At 73.0% G+C, this 18,969-nt stretch carries 14 protein-coding genes; 2 read left to right on the top strand and 12 right to left on the bottom strand.

Going from position 1 to position 18,969, the window contains the following annotated elements; all coding sequences use genetic code 11:
- Window positions 1-206: 206 nt before the first annotated feature.
- The 6 genes from gatB to FHX40_RS03155 all read right to left on the bottom strand — a co-directional run bounded on the left by gatB (window position 207) and on the right by FHX40_RS03155 (window position 9,576).
- Complete coding sequence (gene gatB / locus FHX40_RS03180; protein WP_373286914.1) at window positions 207-1,754, bottom strand: Asp-tRNA(Asn)/Glu-tRNA(Gln) amidotransferase subunit GatB; 1,548 nt, start codon at window positions 1,752-1,754, stop codon at window positions 207-209.
- The gene (gatA, locus tag FHX40_RS03175) at window positions 1,715-3,211 is read right to left on the bottom strand and encodes an Asp-tRNA(Asn)/Glu-tRNA(Gln) amidotransferase subunit GatA (protein ID WP_142258218.1); all 1,497 of its coding nucleotides are present in this window, start codon (window positions 3,209-3,211) and stop codon (window positions 1,715-1,717) included. The genes gatB and gatA overlap by 40 nt, the downstream gene beginning before the upstream one ends.
- Complete coding sequence (gatC, locus tag FHX40_RS03170) at window positions 3,208-3,507, bottom strand: Asp-tRNA(Asn)/Glu-tRNA(Gln) amidotransferase subunit GatC (protein WP_142258217.1); 300 nt, start codon at window positions 3,505-3,507, stop codon at window positions 3,208-3,210. Before gatC ends, gatA begins: the two co-directional genes overlap by 4 nt.
- A 158-nt stretch (window positions 3,508-3,665) precedes the next feature.
- Complete coding sequence (locus tag FHX40_RS03165) at window positions 3,666-5,735, bottom strand: putative bifunctional diguanylate cyclase/phosphodiesterase (RefSeq protein ID WP_142258216.1); 2,070 nt, start codon at window positions 5,733-5,735, stop codon at window positions 3,666-3,668.
- Between the two features lie 80 nt (window positions 5,736-5,815).
- Window positions 5,816-7,993 carry an NAD-dependent DNA ligase LigA gene (gene ligA / locus FHX40_RS03160; protein ID WP_142258215.1) on the bottom strand — a complete coding sequence of 726 codons (2,178 nt, stop codon included), beginning with the start codon at window positions 7,991-7,993 and terminating at the stop codon, window positions 5,816-5,818.
- Between the two features lie 551 nt (window positions 7,994-8,544).
- Window positions 8,545-9,576, bottom strand: a complete 1,032-nt coding sequence (locus FHX40_RS03155; protein WP_142258214.1) for a methionine synthase — start codon at window positions 9,574-9,576, stop codon at window positions 8,545-8,547.
- 89 nt (window positions 9,577-9,665) lie between these two features.
- Between FHX40_RS03155 and FHX40_RS03150 the strand changes: the two genes are divergently transcribed.
- On the top strand, window positions 9,666-10,310 hold the full coding sequence (locus FHX40_RS03150) for an MBL fold metallo-hydrolase (RefSeq protein WP_142258213.1): 645 nt from the start codon (window positions 9,666-9,668) through the stop codon (window positions 10,308-10,310).
- 96 nt (window positions 10,311-10,406) lie between these two features.
- Here the strand turns inward: FHX40_RS03150 and mnmA are convergent, their stop codons facing one another.
- Window positions 10,407-11,480 (bottom strand): tRNA 2-thiouridine(34) synthase MnmA, encoded by a 1,074-nt coding sequence (mnmA, locus tag FHX40_RS03145; protein WP_142258212.1) that lies wholly within the window; start codon window positions 11,478-11,480, stop codon window positions 10,407-10,409.
- 106 nt (window positions 11,481-11,586) lie between these two features.
- Here mnmA and FHX40_RS03140 point away from each other — a divergent pair, with 106 nt between their 5' ends.
- Window positions 11,587-12,591 carry a DUF695 domain-containing protein gene (locus tag FHX40_RS03140; RefSeq protein ID WP_142258211.1) on the top strand — a complete coding sequence of 335 codons (1,005 nt, stop codon included), beginning with the start codon at window positions 11,587-11,589 and terminating at the stop codon, window positions 12,589-12,591.
- Here the strand turns inward: FHX40_RS03140 and FHX40_RS03135 are convergent.
- The 5 genes from FHX40_RS03135 to FHX40_RS03115 all read right to left on the bottom strand — a co-directional run bounded on the left by FHX40_RS03135 (window position 12,584) and on the right by FHX40_RS03115 (window position 18,968).
- Entirely contained in the window at window positions 12,584-13,741 is a 1,158-nt protein-coding gene (locus FHX40_RS03135; RefSeq protein WP_142258210.1) for a cysteine desulfurase family protein, read from the bottom strand. The genes FHX40_RS03140 and FHX40_RS03135 overlap by 8 nt on opposite strands.
- Before the next feature lie 102 nt (window positions 13,742-13,843).
- Entirely contained in the window at window positions 13,844-14,797 is a 954-nt protein-coding gene (locus FHX40_RS03130; protein ID WP_142258209.1) for an electron transfer flavoprotein subunit alpha/FixB family protein, read from the bottom strand.
- A 12-nt stretch (window positions 14,798-14,809) separates the two neighbouring features.
- Entirely contained in the window at window positions 14,810-15,589 is a 780-nt protein-coding gene (locus tag FHX40_RS03125; RefSeq protein ID WP_142258208.1) for an electron transfer flavoprotein subunit beta/FixA family protein, read from the bottom strand.
- 219 nt (window positions 15,590-15,808) lie between these two features.
- Window positions 15,809-17,059 (bottom strand): serine/threonine-protein kinase, encoded by a 1,251-nt coding sequence (locus tag FHX40_RS03120; RefSeq protein WP_142258207.1) that lies wholly within the window; start codon window positions 17,057-17,059, stop codon window positions 15,809-15,811.
- Window positions 17,060-17,078: 19 nt separating this feature from the next.
- On the bottom strand, window positions 17,079-18,968 hold the full coding sequence (locus FHX40_RS03115) for a serine/threonine-protein kinase (protein WP_142258206.1): 1,890 nt from the start codon (window positions 18,966-18,968) through the stop codon (window positions 17,079-17,081).
- Window position 18,969: the final 1 nt, after the last annotated feature.

The raw sequence follows: 18,969 nt of genomic DNA, 5'->3' as shown, positions 1-18,969 counted from the left end.
CTCCCAATGCTTACCTTAAACCACCCGCATTCTCATATGTCAGGAATTGGATCTGGATTCCAGTGGAGAAACCGCGAAAATCCGCCTACCTGCGACGATAGTCCACGCTTTTCCGTAAACGATTTCTCTGACGTTCTGCCGGGACACGACGGCGCCGCCACCCGTCCCAGGTGGCGGCGCCGTACGCGAAACGCCTGGTCGCGACGTCACTCGGACACGCCGAGCCGCTCCAGGATGAGCTGCCGGGCGCGGGCGGCGTCCGCCTTGCCGCGGGTCGCCTTCATCACGCCGCCGACGAGCGCGCCCACCGCGGCGATCTTGCCGTTGCGGACCTTGTCGGCCACGTCGGCGTTCTCCGCGATCACCTGGTCGACGAGCGCGGCGAGCTCGCCCTCGTCGCTCACGATGCGCAGGCCGCGGCGCTCGACCACCTCGTCCGGCGAGCCCTCACCGGCGAGCACGCCCTCGAGCACCTGGCGGGCGAGCTTGTCGTTGAGCTGGCCGGAGGCGACGAGCTCGCACACCCGGGCCACCTGCTCGGGCGTGATCGGCAGCTCGGCGAGCGCCTTGCCGGCCTCGTTCGCCCGGCGGGCGAGCTCGCCCATCCACCACTTGCGCGCGTCCGCGGGCGGGGCCCCGGCCTTCACCGTCGCCTCGACGAGGTCGATCGCCTCGGCGTTGCGCATCGCGGCCATGTCGAGGTCGGACACGCCCCACTCGGCCTGCAGCCGGCGCCGCCGTACCGAGGGCAGCTCGGGCAGCTCGGCGCGCAGCCTCTCCACCCACTCGCGGTCCGGCGCGATCGGCACCAGGTCCGGCTCGGGGAAGTAACGGTAGTCCTGCGCCTCCTCCTTCGAGCGGCCCGAGGTGGTGGTGCCGGTGTCCTCGTGGAAGTGCCGGGTCTCCTGGACGATCCGGCCGCCCTCGTCGAGGATCGCGGCCTGCCGCTCGATCTCGTGGCGCACCGCGCGCTCCACCGAGCGCAGCGAGTTGAGGTTCTTCGTCTCGGTACGGGTGCCCCACTCGGTGCCGCCGCGCGGCATGAGCGAGACGTTCACGTCGCAGCGCAGCGAGCCCTGCTCCATGCGCACGTCGGACACGCCGAGGGCGCGCATCAGCTCGCGCAGCTCGGCGACGTACGCGCGGGCCACCTGCGGGGCGAGCTTGCCGGTGCCGGTGATCGGCTTGGTGACGATCTCCACGAGCGGGATGCCCGCCCGGTTGTAGTCGACGATCGAGTAGTCCGCGCCGTGGATGCGGCCGGTGGCGCCGCCCACGTGGGTGGACTTGCCGGTGTCCTCCTCCAGATGCACCCGCTCGATGCCGATGCGCACGGTCTCCCCGTCCACCTCGACATCGATGTAGCCGTCGTAGCAGAGCGGCTCGTCATACTGGCTGATCTGGAAGTTCTTCGGCATGTCCGGATAGAAGTAGTTCTTCCGGGCGAACCGGCACCACTCGGCGATCGAGCAGTTGAGCGCGAGGCCGATGCGGATCGTGGACTCGATCGCCTTCGCGTTCGCCACGGGCAGCGATCCGGGCAGGCCGAGGCAGACCGGGCATACCTGGGTGTTCGGCGGCGCCCCGAACGTGGTCGGGCAGCCGCAGAACATCTTGGAGGCGGTGCCGAGCTCGACGTGCGTCTCGAGCCCGAGCACGGGCTCGTAGCGCTCCATCGCCTCGTCGAACGGCGTCAGGGTCTCGGTCGGGGTGCTCACAGCGACGGGGCCTCCTTCAGCAGCGGGCCGCCCCAGCGTTCCTCCAGGGCCTTCTCAACGGCGGCGCCGACCCGGTAGCAGCGGTCGTCGCCCAGCACCGGGGCGATGATCTGCAGGCCGACGGGCAGGTTGTCCTCCTCGGCGAGGCCGCACGGGACGGAGATGGCGGCGTTGCCCGCGAGGTTCGACGGGATCGTGCACAGGTCGGCGAGGTACATCGCCATCGGGTCGTCGACGCGCTCGCCGAGCTTGAACGCGGTGGTCGGCGTGGTCGGCGAGACGAGCACGTCGACCTGCTGGAACGCGGCCTCGAAGTCGCGGGCGATGAGCGTGCGCACCTTCTGCGCCGAGCCGTAGTAGGCGTCGTAGTAGCCGGACGAGAGCGCGTACGTGCCGAGCATGATGCGGCGCTTCACCTCCGGGCCGAACCCGGCGGCGCGGGTGAGCGCCATCACCTCCTCGGCGCTGCGCGTGCCGTCGTCGCCGACCCGCAGGCCGTACCGCATCGCGTCGAACCGGGCGAGGTTCGACGAGCACTCCGACGGCGCGATCAGGTAGTACGCGGGCAGCGCGTAGGCGAACGACGGGCAGGAGACCTCGATCGTCTTCGCGCCGAGCTTCTCCAGCAGCTCGACGGCCTCGGTGAACCGGCGCAGCACGCCGCGCTGGTAGCCCTCGCCCTCGACGAACTCCTTGATCACGCCGATCCGCAGGCCGGACACGTCGGCCTGGCGGGCCGCCTCCACCACCGGCGGCACCGGGGCGTTGATCGAGGTGGAGTCGAGCGGGTCGTGCCCGGAGAACGCCTCGTGCAGCAGCGCGGCGTCGAGCACGTTGCGGGCGAACGGGCCCGGGGTGTCGAGCGAGGAGGCGAACGCGATCAGGCCGTACCGGGAGGAGCCGCCGTAGGTGGGCTTGGTGCCGACGATGCCGGTGACCGCCGCGGGCTGGCGGATCGAGCCGCCGGTGTCGGTGCCGGTGGCGAGCGGCACGGCGTACGCGGCGACCGCGGCCGCCGAACCACCCGAGGAGCCGCCGGGCACCCGGGTGAGGTCCCACGGGTTGCGGGTGGGCTTGTAGGCCGAGTTCTCCGTGGAGGAGCCCATGGCGAACTCGTCGAGGTTGGTCTTGCCCACGATCACCAGGCCGGCCTCGCGCAGCCGCCGGGTGACGGTGGCGTCGTACGGCGGGCGCCAGCCCTCGAGGATCTTCGAGGCGGCGGTGGTGGGCATGTCGACCGTGGTGAAGATGTCCTTGTGCGCGATCGGCACGCCGGCGAGCGGGCCGAGCCTCTCGCCCTTCGCGCGGCGCTCGTCGACCGCGCGGGCCTGCTCGAGCGCGGCGTCGGCCGCGACGTGCAGGAAGGCGTCGATCTTCGGCTCGACCTCGGCGATGCGGTCGAGGTGCGCCTGGGTCACCTCCACGGCGGAGACCTCGCCGGACGCGACCAGCCGGCCGAGTTCGGCGGCGGTCTTCCTGATCAGCTCGCTCATGCCTCCTCCCCCAGGATGCGCGGGACGCGGAAGCGGTCGTCCTCGACGGCGGGCGCCTGGTCCAGCGCCTGCTGCGGCGTCAGGCCGGGCCGTACCTCGTCGGGCCGGAAGACGTTGGTGAGCGGCAGCGCGTGCGAGGACGGCGGGATGTCGTCGGTGGCGACCTCGGCGACGCGGGCGACCGCGGCGATGATCTGGTCGAGCTGGCCGGCGAAGTGGTCCAGCTCCTCGTCGGTCAGCGCCAGCCGGGACAACCGTGCGAGGTGAGCGACCTCGTCGCGGGTTATGGCGGACATGAGGCGTTCAAACCCGTTTCGTCGATGCTGATGGGACAGTCACTTCATCCTAGGGCGACCGTCCCAGCTCGCCGAACGTTTAACGCACGCCTCACAAGGGCGTACGGCACGGCCGCGCGGAGGCGTGCGACATGCCCGGAAACGCCGGGGCCGCGCGGTCACACCGCCCCGGCCGGCGCCTCCACCGCGGTGATCGGCGGGTCGGTGCGCAGCCGCTCGCGCAGCCACGCGGTCGCGTCGGCGGGGGCCATCGGCTCGCCGAGCCACCAGCCCTGGCCGACGTCGCAGTTGAGGTCGCGCAGCCGGTCGGCGATCTCCGCGGACTCCACGCCCTCGGCGACCGAGCGCAGCCCGAGCGAGCGGACCAGCTCGATCGTGGAGCGCACGATGCGCTCGTCGTCGGGCGACTCGGTGAGCCGCCGCACGAACGACGCGTCGATCTTCACCTCGGAGACCGGCAGCCGCTGCAGCCGCACCAGCGACGAGTAGCCGGTGCCGAAGTCGTCGAGGGCGAGCTGCACGCCGAGCGCGGCGAGCTCGCGGATCGTGTCGGCCGCGTACGCCTGGTCGGTCATGAGCACCCGCTCGGTCACCTCGAGCCGGAGCGCGCGGGCGGGCAGGCGCAGGCGGGCGAGCGCGGCCTCGATCTGCTCGGCGAGGCCGTTGTCGAGCAGGTCCCGGGCGGACACGTTCACCGAGACCGGCACCTGCATGCCCTGGTGCCACCACTGCGCGGCCTGCTCCATCGCCATGCCGATGACGTACTGGGTGAGCTCCCGCATCAGGTACGACTGCTCGGCGAGCGGGATGAACTCGCTCGGGGACACCGGGCCGCGCACCGGGTGCCACCAGCGCAGCAGCGCCTCCACGCCGTCCACCGAGCGGTCGGCGAGCGTCACCTTGGGCTGGTAGTGCAGCTCCAGCTCGCCCCGGTCGATGGCGCGGCGCAGGTCGCCCTGGAGGCTGAGCCGTTCCGGCGAGTTGCGGTCCTTGTCCGGCACGTAGAACTCCACGCCCGAGCGCGCCTCCTTCGCCAGGTACATGGCGACGTCCGCGCGCTGGAGCAGCAGCTGGAAGTCGGGGGCGTGGTCGGGGTGGAGCGCGATGCCCACCGAGGCGTCGAGGTCGAACGTCATGCCCTCGAGGCGGACCGGCTCGGTGAGCGCGGCGCGCAGCCGGGCCGCCACCTCCTTGGCCGCCTGGGCGTCGCGGATCGACGGCAGCAGCACGGCGAACTCGTCGCCGCCGAGCCGGGCCACCACGTCGCCGGGCCGTACGCTGTGGGTCAGCCGGTGGCCGATGATCTGCAGCAGCCGGTCGCCGACCGGGTGGCCGAGGGTGTCGTTCACCTCCTTGAACCCGTCGAGGTCGAGCAGGAGCAGGCCGAGCCGCTGGTCGTCGCGCACCTCGGCGAGCGCCTCCTCGATCGCGATGATCAGATGCTTGCGGTTGGGCAGGCCGGTGAGCTCGTCGTGCATCGCCTGGTGGTCGCGGCGGGCCGAGAGCGTGGCGGTGAAGTACATCGCGGCGAGCGGCGCCGTAAACAGCGGCACGAGCATCGGCGTGTACGCCATCACCACGACCACCACCGGGGCGAGGCCGAGCATCGTGGCGTACACCAGGCCCTGCGGGCCGGCCGACAGCCGCAGCACGCGCAGCACCGAGCGGCGCTCGTGCAGCGCCACCGCGGCGCAGACGAGCAGCGCGCGCACGGAGAAGTAGGCGAGCGCGGCGAGCGCGATCGCGAGCACGTCGTCCCCGTCGGCGGGCACCCACGGCTCGGCCGGGTGCGGCAGCACGCCGAAGGCGCCGAGCACCACCGCCCCGGCGGTGCAGGCGAGCGTGACGTGCGCGACGTTGAACGCCACCCGATGCCAGGCCCGGCGGTTCACCAGGCCGCACACCACGATCGCCGCGGCCTGGGTGAGCACCGCGAGCGACAGGCCGTAGTGGAGCAGCACGGCGAAGCTGAACATCACCGAGGCGGGCGTGCCGCCCACCAGGGTGGACGACGAGGTCACCACGGGCCGCAGCTCGCCCAGCACCACCAGCGCGGCGAGCAGCCACAGCAGCGGCAGGCGCAGCGCCTCGACGAGCTGCTCCGGGCCGAGCCGGGCCTGGGCGACGACGAGCGCGGTGAGCCCGACGATGATGACGCCCGCGAAGTAGGTCCACAGCGGCGATCCCGGCCGTGGGCTCGTGTCCCGGGTATCGGATGGGTCGGTCATTATCCGGCAAACCCCCAAGAGGTCATGTTGGGAGGGTACGACCTCGGGGCCACCTCGCGAAACCAAATGGGCACGTTGCGTCACGGCTGTTCCGTAGTCGAGATCCCCTCCGGCCCCTTCTCCAGCAGGATGAGGAACTGGGCCTCGTCGAGCACGGGCACGCCGAGCTTGATCGCCTTGTCCAGCTTGGAGCCCGCGTTCTCCCCGGCGACGAGGTACGAGGTCTTCTTCGACACCGAGCCGGTCGCCTTGCCGCCGCGGGCCTGGATCGCCTCGTTCGCGCTGTCGCGGCTGAAGTTCTGCAGGGTGCCGGTGACCACGAGGGTGAGGCCCTCGAGCGTCTTGGGCAGCTCCTCCCCCGCGGCGGGCGCCTCCTCCTCCATGCGCACGCCCGCCCGGCGCCAGCGCTCGACGATCTCCCGGTGCCAGTCCACCGCGTACCACTCGCGGATCGACGCGGCGATCGTCGGACCGACGCCCTCGACCGCGGCGAGCTCCTCCTCGCTCGCCGCGAAGATCCGGTCGAGCGAGCGGAACTCGGCGGCGAGCGCCTGCGCCGCGACCGGGCCGACGTGCCGGATGGACAGGGCGACGATCACCCGCCACAGCTGCGCGCGCTTCGCCTGCTCCAGCTGCTCCAGCAGGGTGAGCGTGGTCTTCTTCGGCTCGCCGTTCTGGTTGGCGAAGAACCGCACCACCTTCGGTTCGCCGGTCTTCGGGTCGATCTTCGGCAGGCCGGTGTCCTGGTCGCGGACGAGCGTGCGGATCGGCAGCAGCCGCTCCAGGGTGAGGTCGAACAGGTCCGCCTCGGTGCGCACCGGCGGCTCCTGCGGCGGCAGCGGCTGGGTGAGCGCGGTCGCCGCCACGTACCCGAGCGAGCTGATTTCGAACGCGCCCCGCCCGGCGGCGAAGAAGATGCGCTCGCGGAGCTGGGCCGGGCAGGACCGGGAGTTCGGGCAGCGGATGTCCACGTCGCCCTCGCGCTCCCGGCGCAGCTCGGTGCCGCACTCCGGGCAGTGGGTGGGCATGACGAACTCCCGCTCGGAGCCGTCCCGCAGCTCCTCCACCGGCTTGACGATCTCCGGGATCACGTCGCCGGCCTTGCGCAGCACCACGGTGTCGCCGATGAGCACGCCCTTGCGCCGCACCTCGTCGGCGTTGTGCAGGGTCGCCCGCTCGACCGTGGACCCGGCCACCTTCACCGGTTTCATCACCCCGTACGGGGTTACGCGCCCGGTGCGGCCCACGCTCACCTCGATGCCGAGCAGCTTGGTGGTGACCTCCACCGGCGGGTACTTGTACGCGATCGCCCACCGGGGCGCCCGGGCGGTGGAGCCGAGCTGCCGCTGCTTGCCGAAGTCGTCCACCTTCACCACGACGCCGTCGATCTCGTACGGCGTGTCGTGGCGGTGCCGCTGGTAGTACGCGATGAACTCGCGCACCTCGTCGAGGGTGTCGACCACCCGGTACAGGTCGCTCACCGGCAGGCCCATCGCCTTGAACCGTTCATAGGTCTCCGACTGGGCCTTCGGCACCTCGCTCCCGTCCCACCGGCCGATGCCGTGGCAGATCACGTGCAGGTCGCGCTGCGCGGTGATCCGCGGGTCCTTCTGCCGCAGCGACCCGGCCGCCGAGTTGCGCGGGTTCGCGAACGGCTGCTTCCCCTCGTCGAGCAGCCTCCGGTTGAGCTCCTCGAACGCGGCCACCGTCAGGTACACCTCGCCGCGCACCTCGAGCAGGTCGGGCACGTCGTCGCCGGACAGCCGGTACGGCACCTCGGCGATGGTGCGCACGTTGTGGGTGACGTCCTCCCCGACGACCCCGTCGCCGCGGGTGGCCGCGCGCACCAGCCTGCCCTTCTCGTACAGCAGCGAGATCGCCAGGCCGTCGATCTTCAGCTCACACAGGTACGGGCCGGGCTCGCGTTCGAGCATGCGGCGGGTGCGCGCCTCCCAGGCGGCCAGCTCCTCGTCACTGAACGCGTTGTCGAGGCTCTCCATGCGCTGGACGTGCCGCACCTTGGCGAACGTGGTGGAGATCGGCGCGCCCACCCGCTGGGTCGGCGAGTCGGGGGTGCGCAGCTCCGGATGCGCCTCCTCCAGCTCCTTGATCTCGCGCATCCACGCGTCGTACTCGGCGTCGCTCACGGTGGGCGCGTCGAGCACGTAGTACCGCCAGTTCGCCTCGTTGATCAGCTCGGAGAGCTCCGCGTGCCGCTCCCGAGCCGCCGCCGGCACCCCGTCCTGCTCGACGCTCATCAGCCCGTCTCCCCTCGTGAAACGGTCGCCCCCGTCAGGCGAGCACCCGTCGACCAACCGCACAGACAACGTTATCGCCGCGACCGACAATTCACCGGAGACCGCGCTGACGCCACGCCTCCACGATCCCCTCGGGTACGTGCGCAGCGCCGATATCCCACGGCGGCCGACGCCATACGCTACGCGCACTCGCGGAGGAGGGGTTCGACCCGCGGCTCCACCAAGGACATTCACAAGATCGGGATGCGGCCGCGTATGCGATCCCGCAGGTGCGAGGACGGCGTGCGGGCGGACGCCGGGATCGGAACGCGTCGTCCCGGACCGCGGAACGGCTTGTGACCCCGGGTGCGGATACTTCGATCGGCGATACTTTCGCCGACGATACTTTCATCGGCGAAAGTATCGTCCGCCGAAGTAACCGGTGGAGCACGCACCGGGCCATCCGCGAGCACCGTCGCCGGCGTGATGAACCCAATGGATCACCACTGGCTCAGGCTCCTGCTCCGCAGATGACGCGACCCCGCGGCGAGGGCCGGGGGTCGGCGCGTGGGTCAGTCCTCGCCCGGGTCGTCGCGGAGGACCTTGGCGGCCTCGCGGCACTTGGCGAGGGCGGCCTTGGCGTAGCGCGGGGAGGCGCCGGCGAGGCCGCAGGTGGGGGTGAGGACGACCTGGTCGGCGAGGGTGGACGGGGGGAAGCCGAGGCGGCGCCACAGTTCGAGGGCGGGCTTGGCGACGACACCGATGTCGGGGAGGCGGGCGTCGGTGCCGGGGACGACGCCGAGGAAGAAGGCGGTGCCGGCCTCGATCGCCTCGCCGATGGGGTCCTCGTCCTGGCGGCGCAGCAGGGCGGCGTCGAGGGAGACGCCCCTGGCGCCCGCGTCGCGGATCAGGGTGATCGGGACGTTGGGCGCGCAGCAGTGCACGATCGGGTAGACGCCGTCCGCGGCCACACCGCGCAGCACGGTGCGCAGACGCTCGGTGACGATGGGGGCCTCGACGGCGGGGAGGCGGCCGAAGCCGGAGGCGGTGGGCACGGTGCCGGCGAGCACGCCGGGCAGGCCGGGCTCGTCGAGCTGGAGCACGATCGTGGTGGCGCCGGGCACGCGCCGCCGTACCTGGGCGAGGTGGGCGGTGACGCCCTCGGCGAGGGACTCGGCCAGGTCGCGTACCGCGCCCGGGTCCTTGAGCATCTTGTCGCCGTACCGCAGCTCGATGGTCGCGGCGAGCGTCCAGGGGCCGCAGACCTGGACCTTGAGCGGCCCGGTGTAGTTGTGGGCGATCTCCTCCAGGCCGTCGAGGTCCCGGGACAGGTGGTCGTACGCGCGGCCCAGGTCCCGGCCGGGGGCCTGGGTGATCCGCCAGCCGGACGGCTGGACCTCCACCGGCATGTCCACGAGCAGCGAGGCCGTACGCCCGACCATGTCGGCGCCCACCCCGCGCTCGGGCAGCTCCGGCAGGTAGGGCAGGTCGGGCAGCTCGCCGAAGACGACGCGCAGCGCCTCGAGGTGGTCCTCACCCGGGTGGGAGCCCACGCCGGTCGCGCTCGCCGTACTCCACGGGAAACGATCGCCGTTGTCGCTCACGGTGCCAGCTTAGAGAGCGCCGCGAACAGGTCCGGACCGCGCGGACCGGCGGCCGTGGGGGCCGGTGCGATGCGGTAAGCATGGGTGCCATGAAGCTCACCAAGTACGGCCATGCGTGCGTGCGGCTGGAGAAGGACGGCCACACGCTCGTGATCGACCCCGGGAAGTTCTCCGGCGCGGGAGTGCTCGACGGCGCGGACACCGTGCTCATCACCCACGAGCACTTCGACCACCTCGACGAGCAGGCGCTGCGGGAGGCCGCGGCCAAGAACGTCGCGCTGGAGATCTACGGCCCCGAGGCGGTGATCTCCAGGCTCGGCGACATCGCGGTGCTCACCCGGGCGGTGCGCGACGGCGACCGGTTCCGCAGCAACGGCTTCGACATCGCGGTCGCGGGCGAGTGGCACGCGGTCAACCACCCGGACCAGCCGGTGGTGCAGAACGTCGGCTTCCTCGTCGCGGACGAGATCTTCTATCCCGGCGACGCGCTCACCGTGCCGGACTTCGAGGTGCCCACCCTGCTGCTGCCGACGAACGCGCCGTGGGTCAAGCTCCGCGAGTGGGTCGAGTACCTGCGCACGGTACGGCCCGGCCGCGCCTACTCCACCCACGACGGCCTGCTCAACGAGGTGGGCCTGAAGCTGATCGACAACTGGCTGGGCATGGAGGCCGACCGGCACAAGGCCGAGATCCGGCGCCTCGCGCCCGGCGAGAGCGTGACGCTCGGCGGCTGAGCCCGCCCGAAGCCCGTCCGAGGCCCGGCCGGGGCCCGCCTGGCGGGCGGCGGTGGCGCCCCGGCGCCCGGGCGGGCGGCGAAGCGTCGGGAAGCGTCAGGAGGCGGACCGGATCGTGCCCGAGCCGAGCACGACGTCGCCGTCGTAGAGCACGGCCGCCTGGCCGGGGGCAACCCCGGTGGCCGGGCGGTCGAGGTCGATGCGCAGCAGCCCGTCGGTGACCCGGGCGCGGCAGCCGTACACCTCGCCGTGCGCGCGCAGCTGCACCGAGCAGGTGAGCGGGCCGCGCGGCTCGTCGATGGGGCCGTTCCAGATCGGGCGCTCGGCGATGATCGAGGTGACCTCGAGCGCGGAGCGCGGGCCGACGGTGACCGTGTTCGTGGCGGGCTCGATCGACAGCACGTAGCGGGGCCGGCCGTCGGGTGCCGGGCGGCCGAGGCGCAGGCCCTTGCGCTGGCCGACGGTGAAGCCGTACGCGCCGTCGTGCTCGCCGAGCACCTCGCCGGTGAGCGCGTCCACGATCGGGCCGGGCCGGGTGCCGAGCCGCTCGGCGAGGAAGGCCCGGGTGTCGCCGTCGGCGATGAAGCAGATGTCGTGGCTGTCCGGCTTGTCGGCCACGGTGAGGCCGCGCCTGGCGGCCTCGGCGCGCACCTGCTCCTTGGTGGAGTCGCCGAGCGGGAACATCGCGTGGGCGAGCTGCTCGCGGGTGAGCACGCCGAGCACGTACGACTGGTCCTTGCCCGGATCGACGCTGCGGCGCAGCACGCCGTTCTCCAGCCGGGCGTGGTGGCCGGTGGCGACCGCGTCGAAGCCGAGCGCGAGCGCGCGGTCGAGCACCGCCTCGAACTTGATCTTCTCGTTGCAGCGCAGGCAGGGGTTGGGGGTACGGCCGGCCGCGTACTCGCTGACGAAGTCCTCCACCACGTCGTGGTGGAAGCGTTCGGCCATGTCCCACACGTAGAACGGGATGCCGATCACGTCGGCGGCGCGGCGCGCGTCGCGCACGTCCTCGAGCGTGCAGCAGCCGCGGGCGCCGGTGCGGTACGAGCGCGGGTTGGCGGACAGCGCCAGGTGCACGCCGGTGACGTCATGGCCCGCCTCGGCGATGCGCGCGGCGGCCACCGCCGAGTCGACGCCGCCGGACATGGCGGCCAGTACACGAAGCCCCATATTCGTCGAGACTACCTGTGCCCGCGGGGTCGCCGGGCGGCTCGCCGTACCCGGTCGGCGGCCCCTGATTGGCGGGCGGCGCGGGCACCTGCGAGGATCGGTGCCCATGCGAGACGAACGGATCGCGGCGTTCTGGTCGTGGTGGGCGGAGAACCGGCCACGGCTCGACGCGATGCTCGATGCGGGGGACGAGACCGGGCTCGCCGAGGCGCTCGCCCCGGCCGTGGCGGCGATCGACGAGCGGCTGGCCTGGGAGATCGAGCCGGGGAAGGCGGCCGGCCAGGCGCTCGTGGTGACCTCGGCGGGCGCGCCGGACCTGCGGCCGCTCGCCCACCGGTGGGTGCGCGCCGCGCCCCCGGCCGACGAGCGGTGGGAGTTCCACCCGTCGCGGCAGCCGCACCCGAACGCGATGGAGCTGAGAATCCAGGTGGGTGGGCGCGAGTTCGCGTTCGACCAGATCGTGCTCGGCATGCGCATCCCGCCCGGCAAGCCGCGCCTCGACCTGGTGGTCTACCACCCGATCTATCCGGACCTCGACGACGAGACGCGTACCGAGAGCGCGCTGCTCGCGCTCGACTGGATCCTCGGCGAGGACGAGGTGGCCCGGTGGATCGGCGACATCACCGCGGCCTCGTTCGAGCCGCTCGACCCGGTGCCCGTTGTGCACCTGCCCGCGGTGGTCGCCGGGCTCGCCCAGGAGCACGACGAGCCGCGCTGGGTGGCGCTGGAGGGCCGCACCCCGGCCGGGGGCAAGGTGACCGCGACCGCGCGGTTCCCGCTGCGGCCGGTGGACTTCCCGCTGTTCGACCAGCACATCACGGTGGCGCTGCCGTACCGGGAGGCGGACGCGGACGGGCTGCCGACCGGCGCGTCGGCGGAGGCGCTCGACGTCTTCGAGCTCGAGCTCGCCGCGGCGCTGCCGGACGACCAGGCGCTGCCCGCGGTGCAGATCAACGCCGACCGGGTGCGGGAGATCCACATCTACGCCGACCCGGACGCGGGCGTGGCGGACCGGATCCGCGAGCTGGTCAAGGGGTGGCGGCAGGGCCGCGCCAAGGTCGAGGTGGAGTCCGACCCGGGCTGGCTGTCGATCTCCCACTTCCTCAACTGATCCCGGCCCGCCGGGCGCGCTCCACCACCGGGCCGATCACCTCGGCGAGCCGGTCCACGTCGGCCTTGGTCGAGGTGTGGCCGAGGGAGAACCGCAGCGAGCCGCGGGCGCGCAGCGCGTCGGCGCCCATGGCGAGCAGCACGTGGGACGGCTGCGCGACCCCGGCGGTGCAGGCCGAGCCGGTGGAGCACTCCACGCCCTTGGCGTCGAGCAGCATGAGCAGCGCGTCGCCCTCGCAGCCGGGGAAGGAGAAGTGCGCGTTGCCGGGCAGCCGGTGCACCGGGTCGCCGTTGAGGATCACGTCCGGTACGGCCTGCCGTACCCGGGCGATGAGGTCGTCGCGCAGCTCGGTGAGCCGGGCGGCGAGCTCCTCGCGGCGCGCCACGGCGTGCTCCACGGCCGCGGCGAAGCCGGCGATCGCGGGGGCGTCGAGGGTGCCCGAGCGCACCTCGCGCTCCTGCCCGCCGCCGTGCAGCACCGGGGCCGGGTCGACGCCGCGGGCGAGCAGCAGCGCGCCCACCCCGAACGGGCCGCCGATCTTGTGCCCGGTGAGGGTGAGCGCGTCCACGCCGCTGTCGGCGAACGACACCGGAAGCTGGCCCACCGCCTGGACCGCGTCGGTGTGGAACGGGATGCCGTACTCGTGGGCGATCGCGGCGAGCTCGGCCACCGGCTGCACGGTGCCGACCTCGTTGTTCGCCCACATCACGCTGACCAGGGCGACGTCGTCCGGGTTGCGCTCGATCACCTCGCGCAGCGTCTCCGGGTGCACCCGGCCGTGCTCGTCGACCGCGAGCTCCTCGACCACCGCGCCCTGCCGCTCGCCGAGCCAGCGTGCCGGGTCGAGCACGGCGTGGTGCTCGACCGAGCTGACCAGGACGCGCCGTGCCCCGGAGGCGGCGCGGGCCCAGTAGAGGCCCTTGATCGCGAGGTTGTCCGCCTCGGTGCCGCCCGAGGTGAACACCACCTCGCTGGGCCGGGCGCCGAGCGCGCTCGCGATGCTCTCCCGGGCCTCCTCCACGACGCGCCGCATCCGCCGGCCCGAGGCGTGCAGCGACGAGGCGTTGCCGACCGTGCCGAGGTGCGCGGTCATCGCCTCGATCGCCTCGGGGAGCATGGGCGTGGTGGCCGCGTGATCCAGATAAGCCATGGCACCTTTCAGGGTAACCGGGGCCGCCGGACCGGCCCGGGAGCGGGTGGCCCGCCCCCGGGCGGCGTACGGCTCACGCGGCACGCCCGTACGGCGGGCGGGCTACTTGCGCTTCTCGATCTCGTCGACGAGCTGCGGCACGACCTTGAACAGGTCGCCCACCACGCCGAAGTCGGCGAGCTCGAAGATCGGGGCCTCCGGGTCCTTGTTGATCGCCATGATCGTCTTGGCGGTCTGCATGCCGGCCCGGTGCTGGATCGCGCCGGAGATGCCCACGGCGATGTAGAGCTGCGGCGAGACGGTCTTGCCGGTCTGGCCGATCTGGAACTGGTGCGGGTACCACTGGGCGTCGGTGGCGGCCCGGGAGGCGCCGACGGCCGCGCCGAGGGAGTCGGCGAGCCGCTCGATGAGCGCGAAGTTCTCCGCGGAGCCGACGCCGCGGCCACCGGCGACCACGATCGCGGCCTCGGTGAGCTCGGGCCGGGCGCCCTTCTCCTGCTTGACCCGCTCGACGATCTTCGCGCCGCGGGCGGCGTCGGACAGCTCGACGGTCACCTGCACCTCGGCGCCCGCGGCCGGGGCCGGCTCGGGCGCGGTGGAGTTCGGCCGCACCGCGATGATCGGGGTGCCCTTGGTGACCCGGGACTTGACGTTCACGCCGCCGCCGAAGATCGACTGCTCGGCGACGAAGCCCTCGCCGACGCCGACCGCGTCGGTGATCACACCGGAGTCGGTCTTGATCGCGAGGCGGCCGGCGACCTCCTTGCCCTCGGGGGTGGCGGCGATCAGCACCGCGCCCGGGGCGGCCTCGCCGACGAGCTTGGCGAGCAGCTCGGCCTTGGGGGCGACCACATAGCCGGTGATCTCCTCGGCGTCGGCGACGTAGATCTTCTCCGCGCCGTACTCGGCGAGCCTCGCCTTCGCCTCGGGCGTGTAGCCCGGCCCGGCCCACACCGCGGAGGGCGAGCCGAGGGAACGGGCCAGGGTGAGCAGTTCGAGGGTGACCTTCTTGACCTCACCGTCGACATGCTCGACGAGTACGAGAATTTCCGACATCAGCCCGCCCTCTCAGATGAACTTCTTCGACGCGAGGAACTCCGCGGCCTTCACGCCGCCGTCGCCCTCGTCCGTGACGATCGTGCCCGCGGCGCGCGGCGGCGCGACGGCGAACTCGGCCACCTCGCTCCACGCCGCGCCGAGGCCCACCTGACCGGCGTCGATGCCGGCGTCCGCGATGGAGAGCGTCTGCACCGGCTTCTTCTTCGCCGCCATGATGCCCTTGAAGGACGGGTAGCGCGGCGTGTTGATCTTCTCGACGACCGACACGACGGCGGGCAGCGTGCCCTCGACCTTGTCGTACCCGTAGTCGGTGAGGCGCTCGATGGTGATCGACGAGCCGTTCACCTCGACCTTGCGGGCCAGGGTGAGCTGCGGCACCCCGAGTCGCTCGGCGAGCATCGCGGCGAGCACGCCGGTGCGTGCGTCGGTCGACTCCGAGCCGAGGATGACCAGGTCGAACCCGGTGGTGCCGAGCACCTTGGCCAGGGCGTAGGAGGTGGACAGCGTGTCGGAGCCGTGCAGCGCGTCGTCGACGAGGTGCACGGCCTTGTCGGCGCCCATGGCGAGCGCCTTGCGGATGGTCTCGGTGGCCTTCTGCGGGCCCATGGTGAGGACGGTGACCTCCCCGCCGTGGGCCTCCTTCAGCCGCAGCGCCTCCTCGACGGCGTACTCGTCAAGCTCGTTCAGGACGCCGTCGGCGGCGTCGCGGTCGAGGGTCTTGTCCTCCGGCCGCAGCTTGCGCTCGGTCGCGGTGTCGGGTACCTGCTTCACGCAGACGACGATGTTCATTTCGCTCCGTCCATGGTCGGCAGACGACCTCCCATGCTCGCTCGCGTCCGCCGCGGGTGCGACGGGCGCCGGTCACTCGGGCGTGCTCCACGTGCCACGCTCGGTGGCGAGGCCCGCCGGCGGACACCACCGCCATGTTACCCACGGGTAGCATCCGGACAACCCCGCCGGAGGCCACTCTACCGAACTATGTTCGGGTCGCTTCGGCGCCCCGCCGCATCAGCCCGCGAAGGCGAACAGCACCACGACGAGCACGACCGTGCCCACGGCGAGCAGCAGGGCGAGCGGGCTGAACAGCGCGGTGAGGAGCAGGCTCAGCCCGATCGCGCCGAACCCCGCGGCCAGGTCGAGCACCACCCGCGAACGCGATTTGGCGGCGAGCCCGAACCCGGCGTCGATGAGCATGGCCAGGCCGTACGTGCCGAGCAGCAGGATCGCCACCTCGGGCAGCGGGTCGCTCGCCGCGGCGGAGAGCAGCGCGGCGGCGAAGCCGGAGCCGATCACCCAGCGGCGGTGCACCCGCCTCTGGTGCTCGGCCCACGGCGACTCCGCCCGGGGCTTGCGCGACGGCTTGCGGGGCCGCCGCATGCCCGGGCGCCACTCGCGGGTCTCGGCCTCGTGCAGCCGGTTGACCGGCCCGCCGTTCGGGTGCGCGGCGGGCGGCAGCACCTCGGTGCGCTCCGGCACGGCCACGCCGAGCCGCGTGCACAGCTCGGCCGCGGTGGGCCGGGCCTCGGGGTCGGTGACGAGGCAGTCGGCGAGCAGCGGGCGCAGCCACTCGGGCACGCCGTCGAGGTCCGGCTCGTGGTGCACCACCCGGTAGGCGACCGCCGGGGCCGGTCCCGTCCCGTACGGCTGGCGCCCGGTGGCGGCGTACGCGAGCGTGGCGGCCCAGGAGAACACGTCGGCCGCCGGGCCCGCCTCGCGGCCCTCGAGCACCTCGGGGGCGAGGTAGCCGGGGGTGCCGACCACGGCCCCGGACGCGGTCAGCGAGGCCGAGTCGAGCGCGTGCGCGATGCCGAAGTCGATCACGTACGGCTCGCCGTCGGCGAGCAGCACGTTCGCGGGCTTCAGGTCCCGGTGCACCACGCCCGCGTCGTGGATGAGCGCGAGCGCCTCGGCGAGGCCGTGCGCGAGCCGTACCAGGGCGTCGCCGCGCAGCGGGCCGTCCTGCGCCACCACGACGGCGAGCGAGCGGCCCTGCACGTACCGGGTGACGAGGTAGGGCCGGTCGCCGGAGAGCGCGGCGTCGACGATCTCGGCGATGTGCGGGCCGCGCACCCGGCGCATCGTCTCCACCTCGCGGGCGAGCCGGGCCACCGCGGCCTCGTCGGCGGCGATGTGCGGGTGGAGCACCTTCACCGCCACGGTGCGTCCCTCGGGGTCGAGGGCGAGGTGCACCTCGCCGAAGCCGCCCGCCCCGATCGGGGAGAGCATCCGGTAGGGGCCGAGGAGCTCCGGCGCGCTCATGCACTCCCTCCTGCGGTCGTCAGGCCCAGAAGTTGAGGAACCCCATGCCGAGCGTGTCCATCAGGTCCCCGATGATCCCCCCGAGCAGTCCGGCGACCGAGTCCTGACCGCGCCGGATCAGGTCGTCGATCACCTGTGACGGCGGCCGCCAGGGCACCCAGGAGGCCCGGTTGTTGAGGCAGAACATCACCGTGAAGAACGCGACCGTGCCCACGCTGAGCGTGGTCACCATCGCGGCGCCGGGGCTGCGGATCAGGCCGGTGAGGGCGTTCCGCACCGCCCGGCGCGGCCGGCTGCCGCCCGGCAGCACGAACAGCCCGGCGGTGAACGCGCCCGCGGCGTAGGCCGCGGCGACGTCGGTGGTCAGGTTGCCGATATAGGTCAGCGCGCCCCACACGATCATGGCGAACATCGCCGCGACCGGCAGGGTCACGATCGTGGCGAACGCGGACTTCAGCAGCGCCCAGGGGGTGCCGAGCACCACCCACAGCCCGTCGCCCGCGCTCGCGCCGCCGAGCGAGCGGCGGTCGGCGAGGTCGCCGAGCAGGTGGTCGGCGACCCGCAGGCAGAGCGCGGCGACCACGGCGAACGCGCTCACCGGCACCGGCAGCACGCAGGCCAGCGCGACGAGGATGGTGAGCAGCAGCGCGGCGATCACCGGGTGCCGGGTGCGGTACACCGGCCGGGGCCGCTCCGGCGCGTGCGGCCGGGCCGCAGGAGGCGGGGACGCGGGCGGCGGCAGGTCCGGCCGGGGCGCGCCCGCCGGCGGCGGGGGCGGGTACCCGGCGACCCGCTGGTCCGGGTACGGCGGTGGCGGCGCGGGCCGCGCGTGCGGAGGCGCGGCCGGCGGCGCCGGTGGCGGGGCCGGCGGAGGCGCCGGCTCGACGTAGCGCACCGGCGGCAGCAGGTCGCGGTAGTCGTCCTCGAGCACGCGGGTGCCGCCCGCCGGGTGCTGCGCGCCGTCGTCGAGCACGCGGGTGCGCGGGCCGGGGTCGGGGTCGAGGACCCGGGTCCCGGTGCCGGGCGGGCCGGGGTCGAGCACGCGGGTGCCGGGGTCGTCCTGGTTCAGCACCCGGGTGCCCTGGTCGAGCACCGGATCCGGGGCCACCGGGGCGTCCGGGTCGAGGGCGTAGGCCATGCGCAGCATCGTCTGCGCGGTCGGCCGCAGCGACGGGTCCACCTCGAACGCGCCCGCGAGCCACTTGCGCAGCCACGGCGGGGCGAGGTCGAGCTGGGCACGGCCCTCGAGGATGCTGTAACAGATCTTCTCGAACGGCCCGGTGCCGAACGGCGGCTGCCCGGTCGCGGCGAAGAACACCGTCGCGGCGAGCGCGAACACGTCGCACGCCTGGCTGATCTCCCCGTCCCGGATGATCTCCGGGGCGAGGTAGCCGGGGGTGCCGATGAACATGCCCGTCTGGGTGAGCCGGGTGGCGTTCACCAGGTGGGCGATGCCGAAGTCGATCACCAGCGGGTCGCCGTCGACGAGGATCACGTTCGCCGGCTTCAGGTCGCGGTGGATCACGTTGGCCGCGTGGATCGAGACGAGCGCCTCGCACAGGCCGCGCGCCACCCGGATCACCTCGCGGGGCGCGAGCGGGCCGTCCTCGAGCACGGTGCGCTCGAGCGTGCGGCCCGGCGCGTACCGGGTCACGATGTACGGCGTGGGCCCGGACAGCTCGGCGTCGAGGACCTGGGCGACCCGCGGGCTGCGCACCCGCCGCATCGTCTCCACCTCGCGGACGAGGCGGTCCCGCGCCTTGAGGTCGGCGGCGACGTGCGGGTGCAGCACCTTCACCGCGACCTGGCCACCGCCCGGCTCGATGCCCAGGTGGACGACGCCCATGCCGCCCTCTCCCAGGCGCCGCACGAGCCGGTAGGGACCGATCCTCTCCAGCGTGTCCGGCATT

Source organism: Thermopolyspora flexuosa, assembly GCF_006716785.1.
In the GTDB taxonomy this organism is placed as follows: domain Bacteria; phylum Actinomycetota; class Actinomycetes; order Streptosporangiales; family Streptosporangiaceae; genus Thermopolyspora; species Thermopolyspora flexuosa.
The sequence above is the reverse complement of the archived record's forward strand: the minus strand, read 5'-3'. Positions and strand labels throughout refer to the sequence as shown.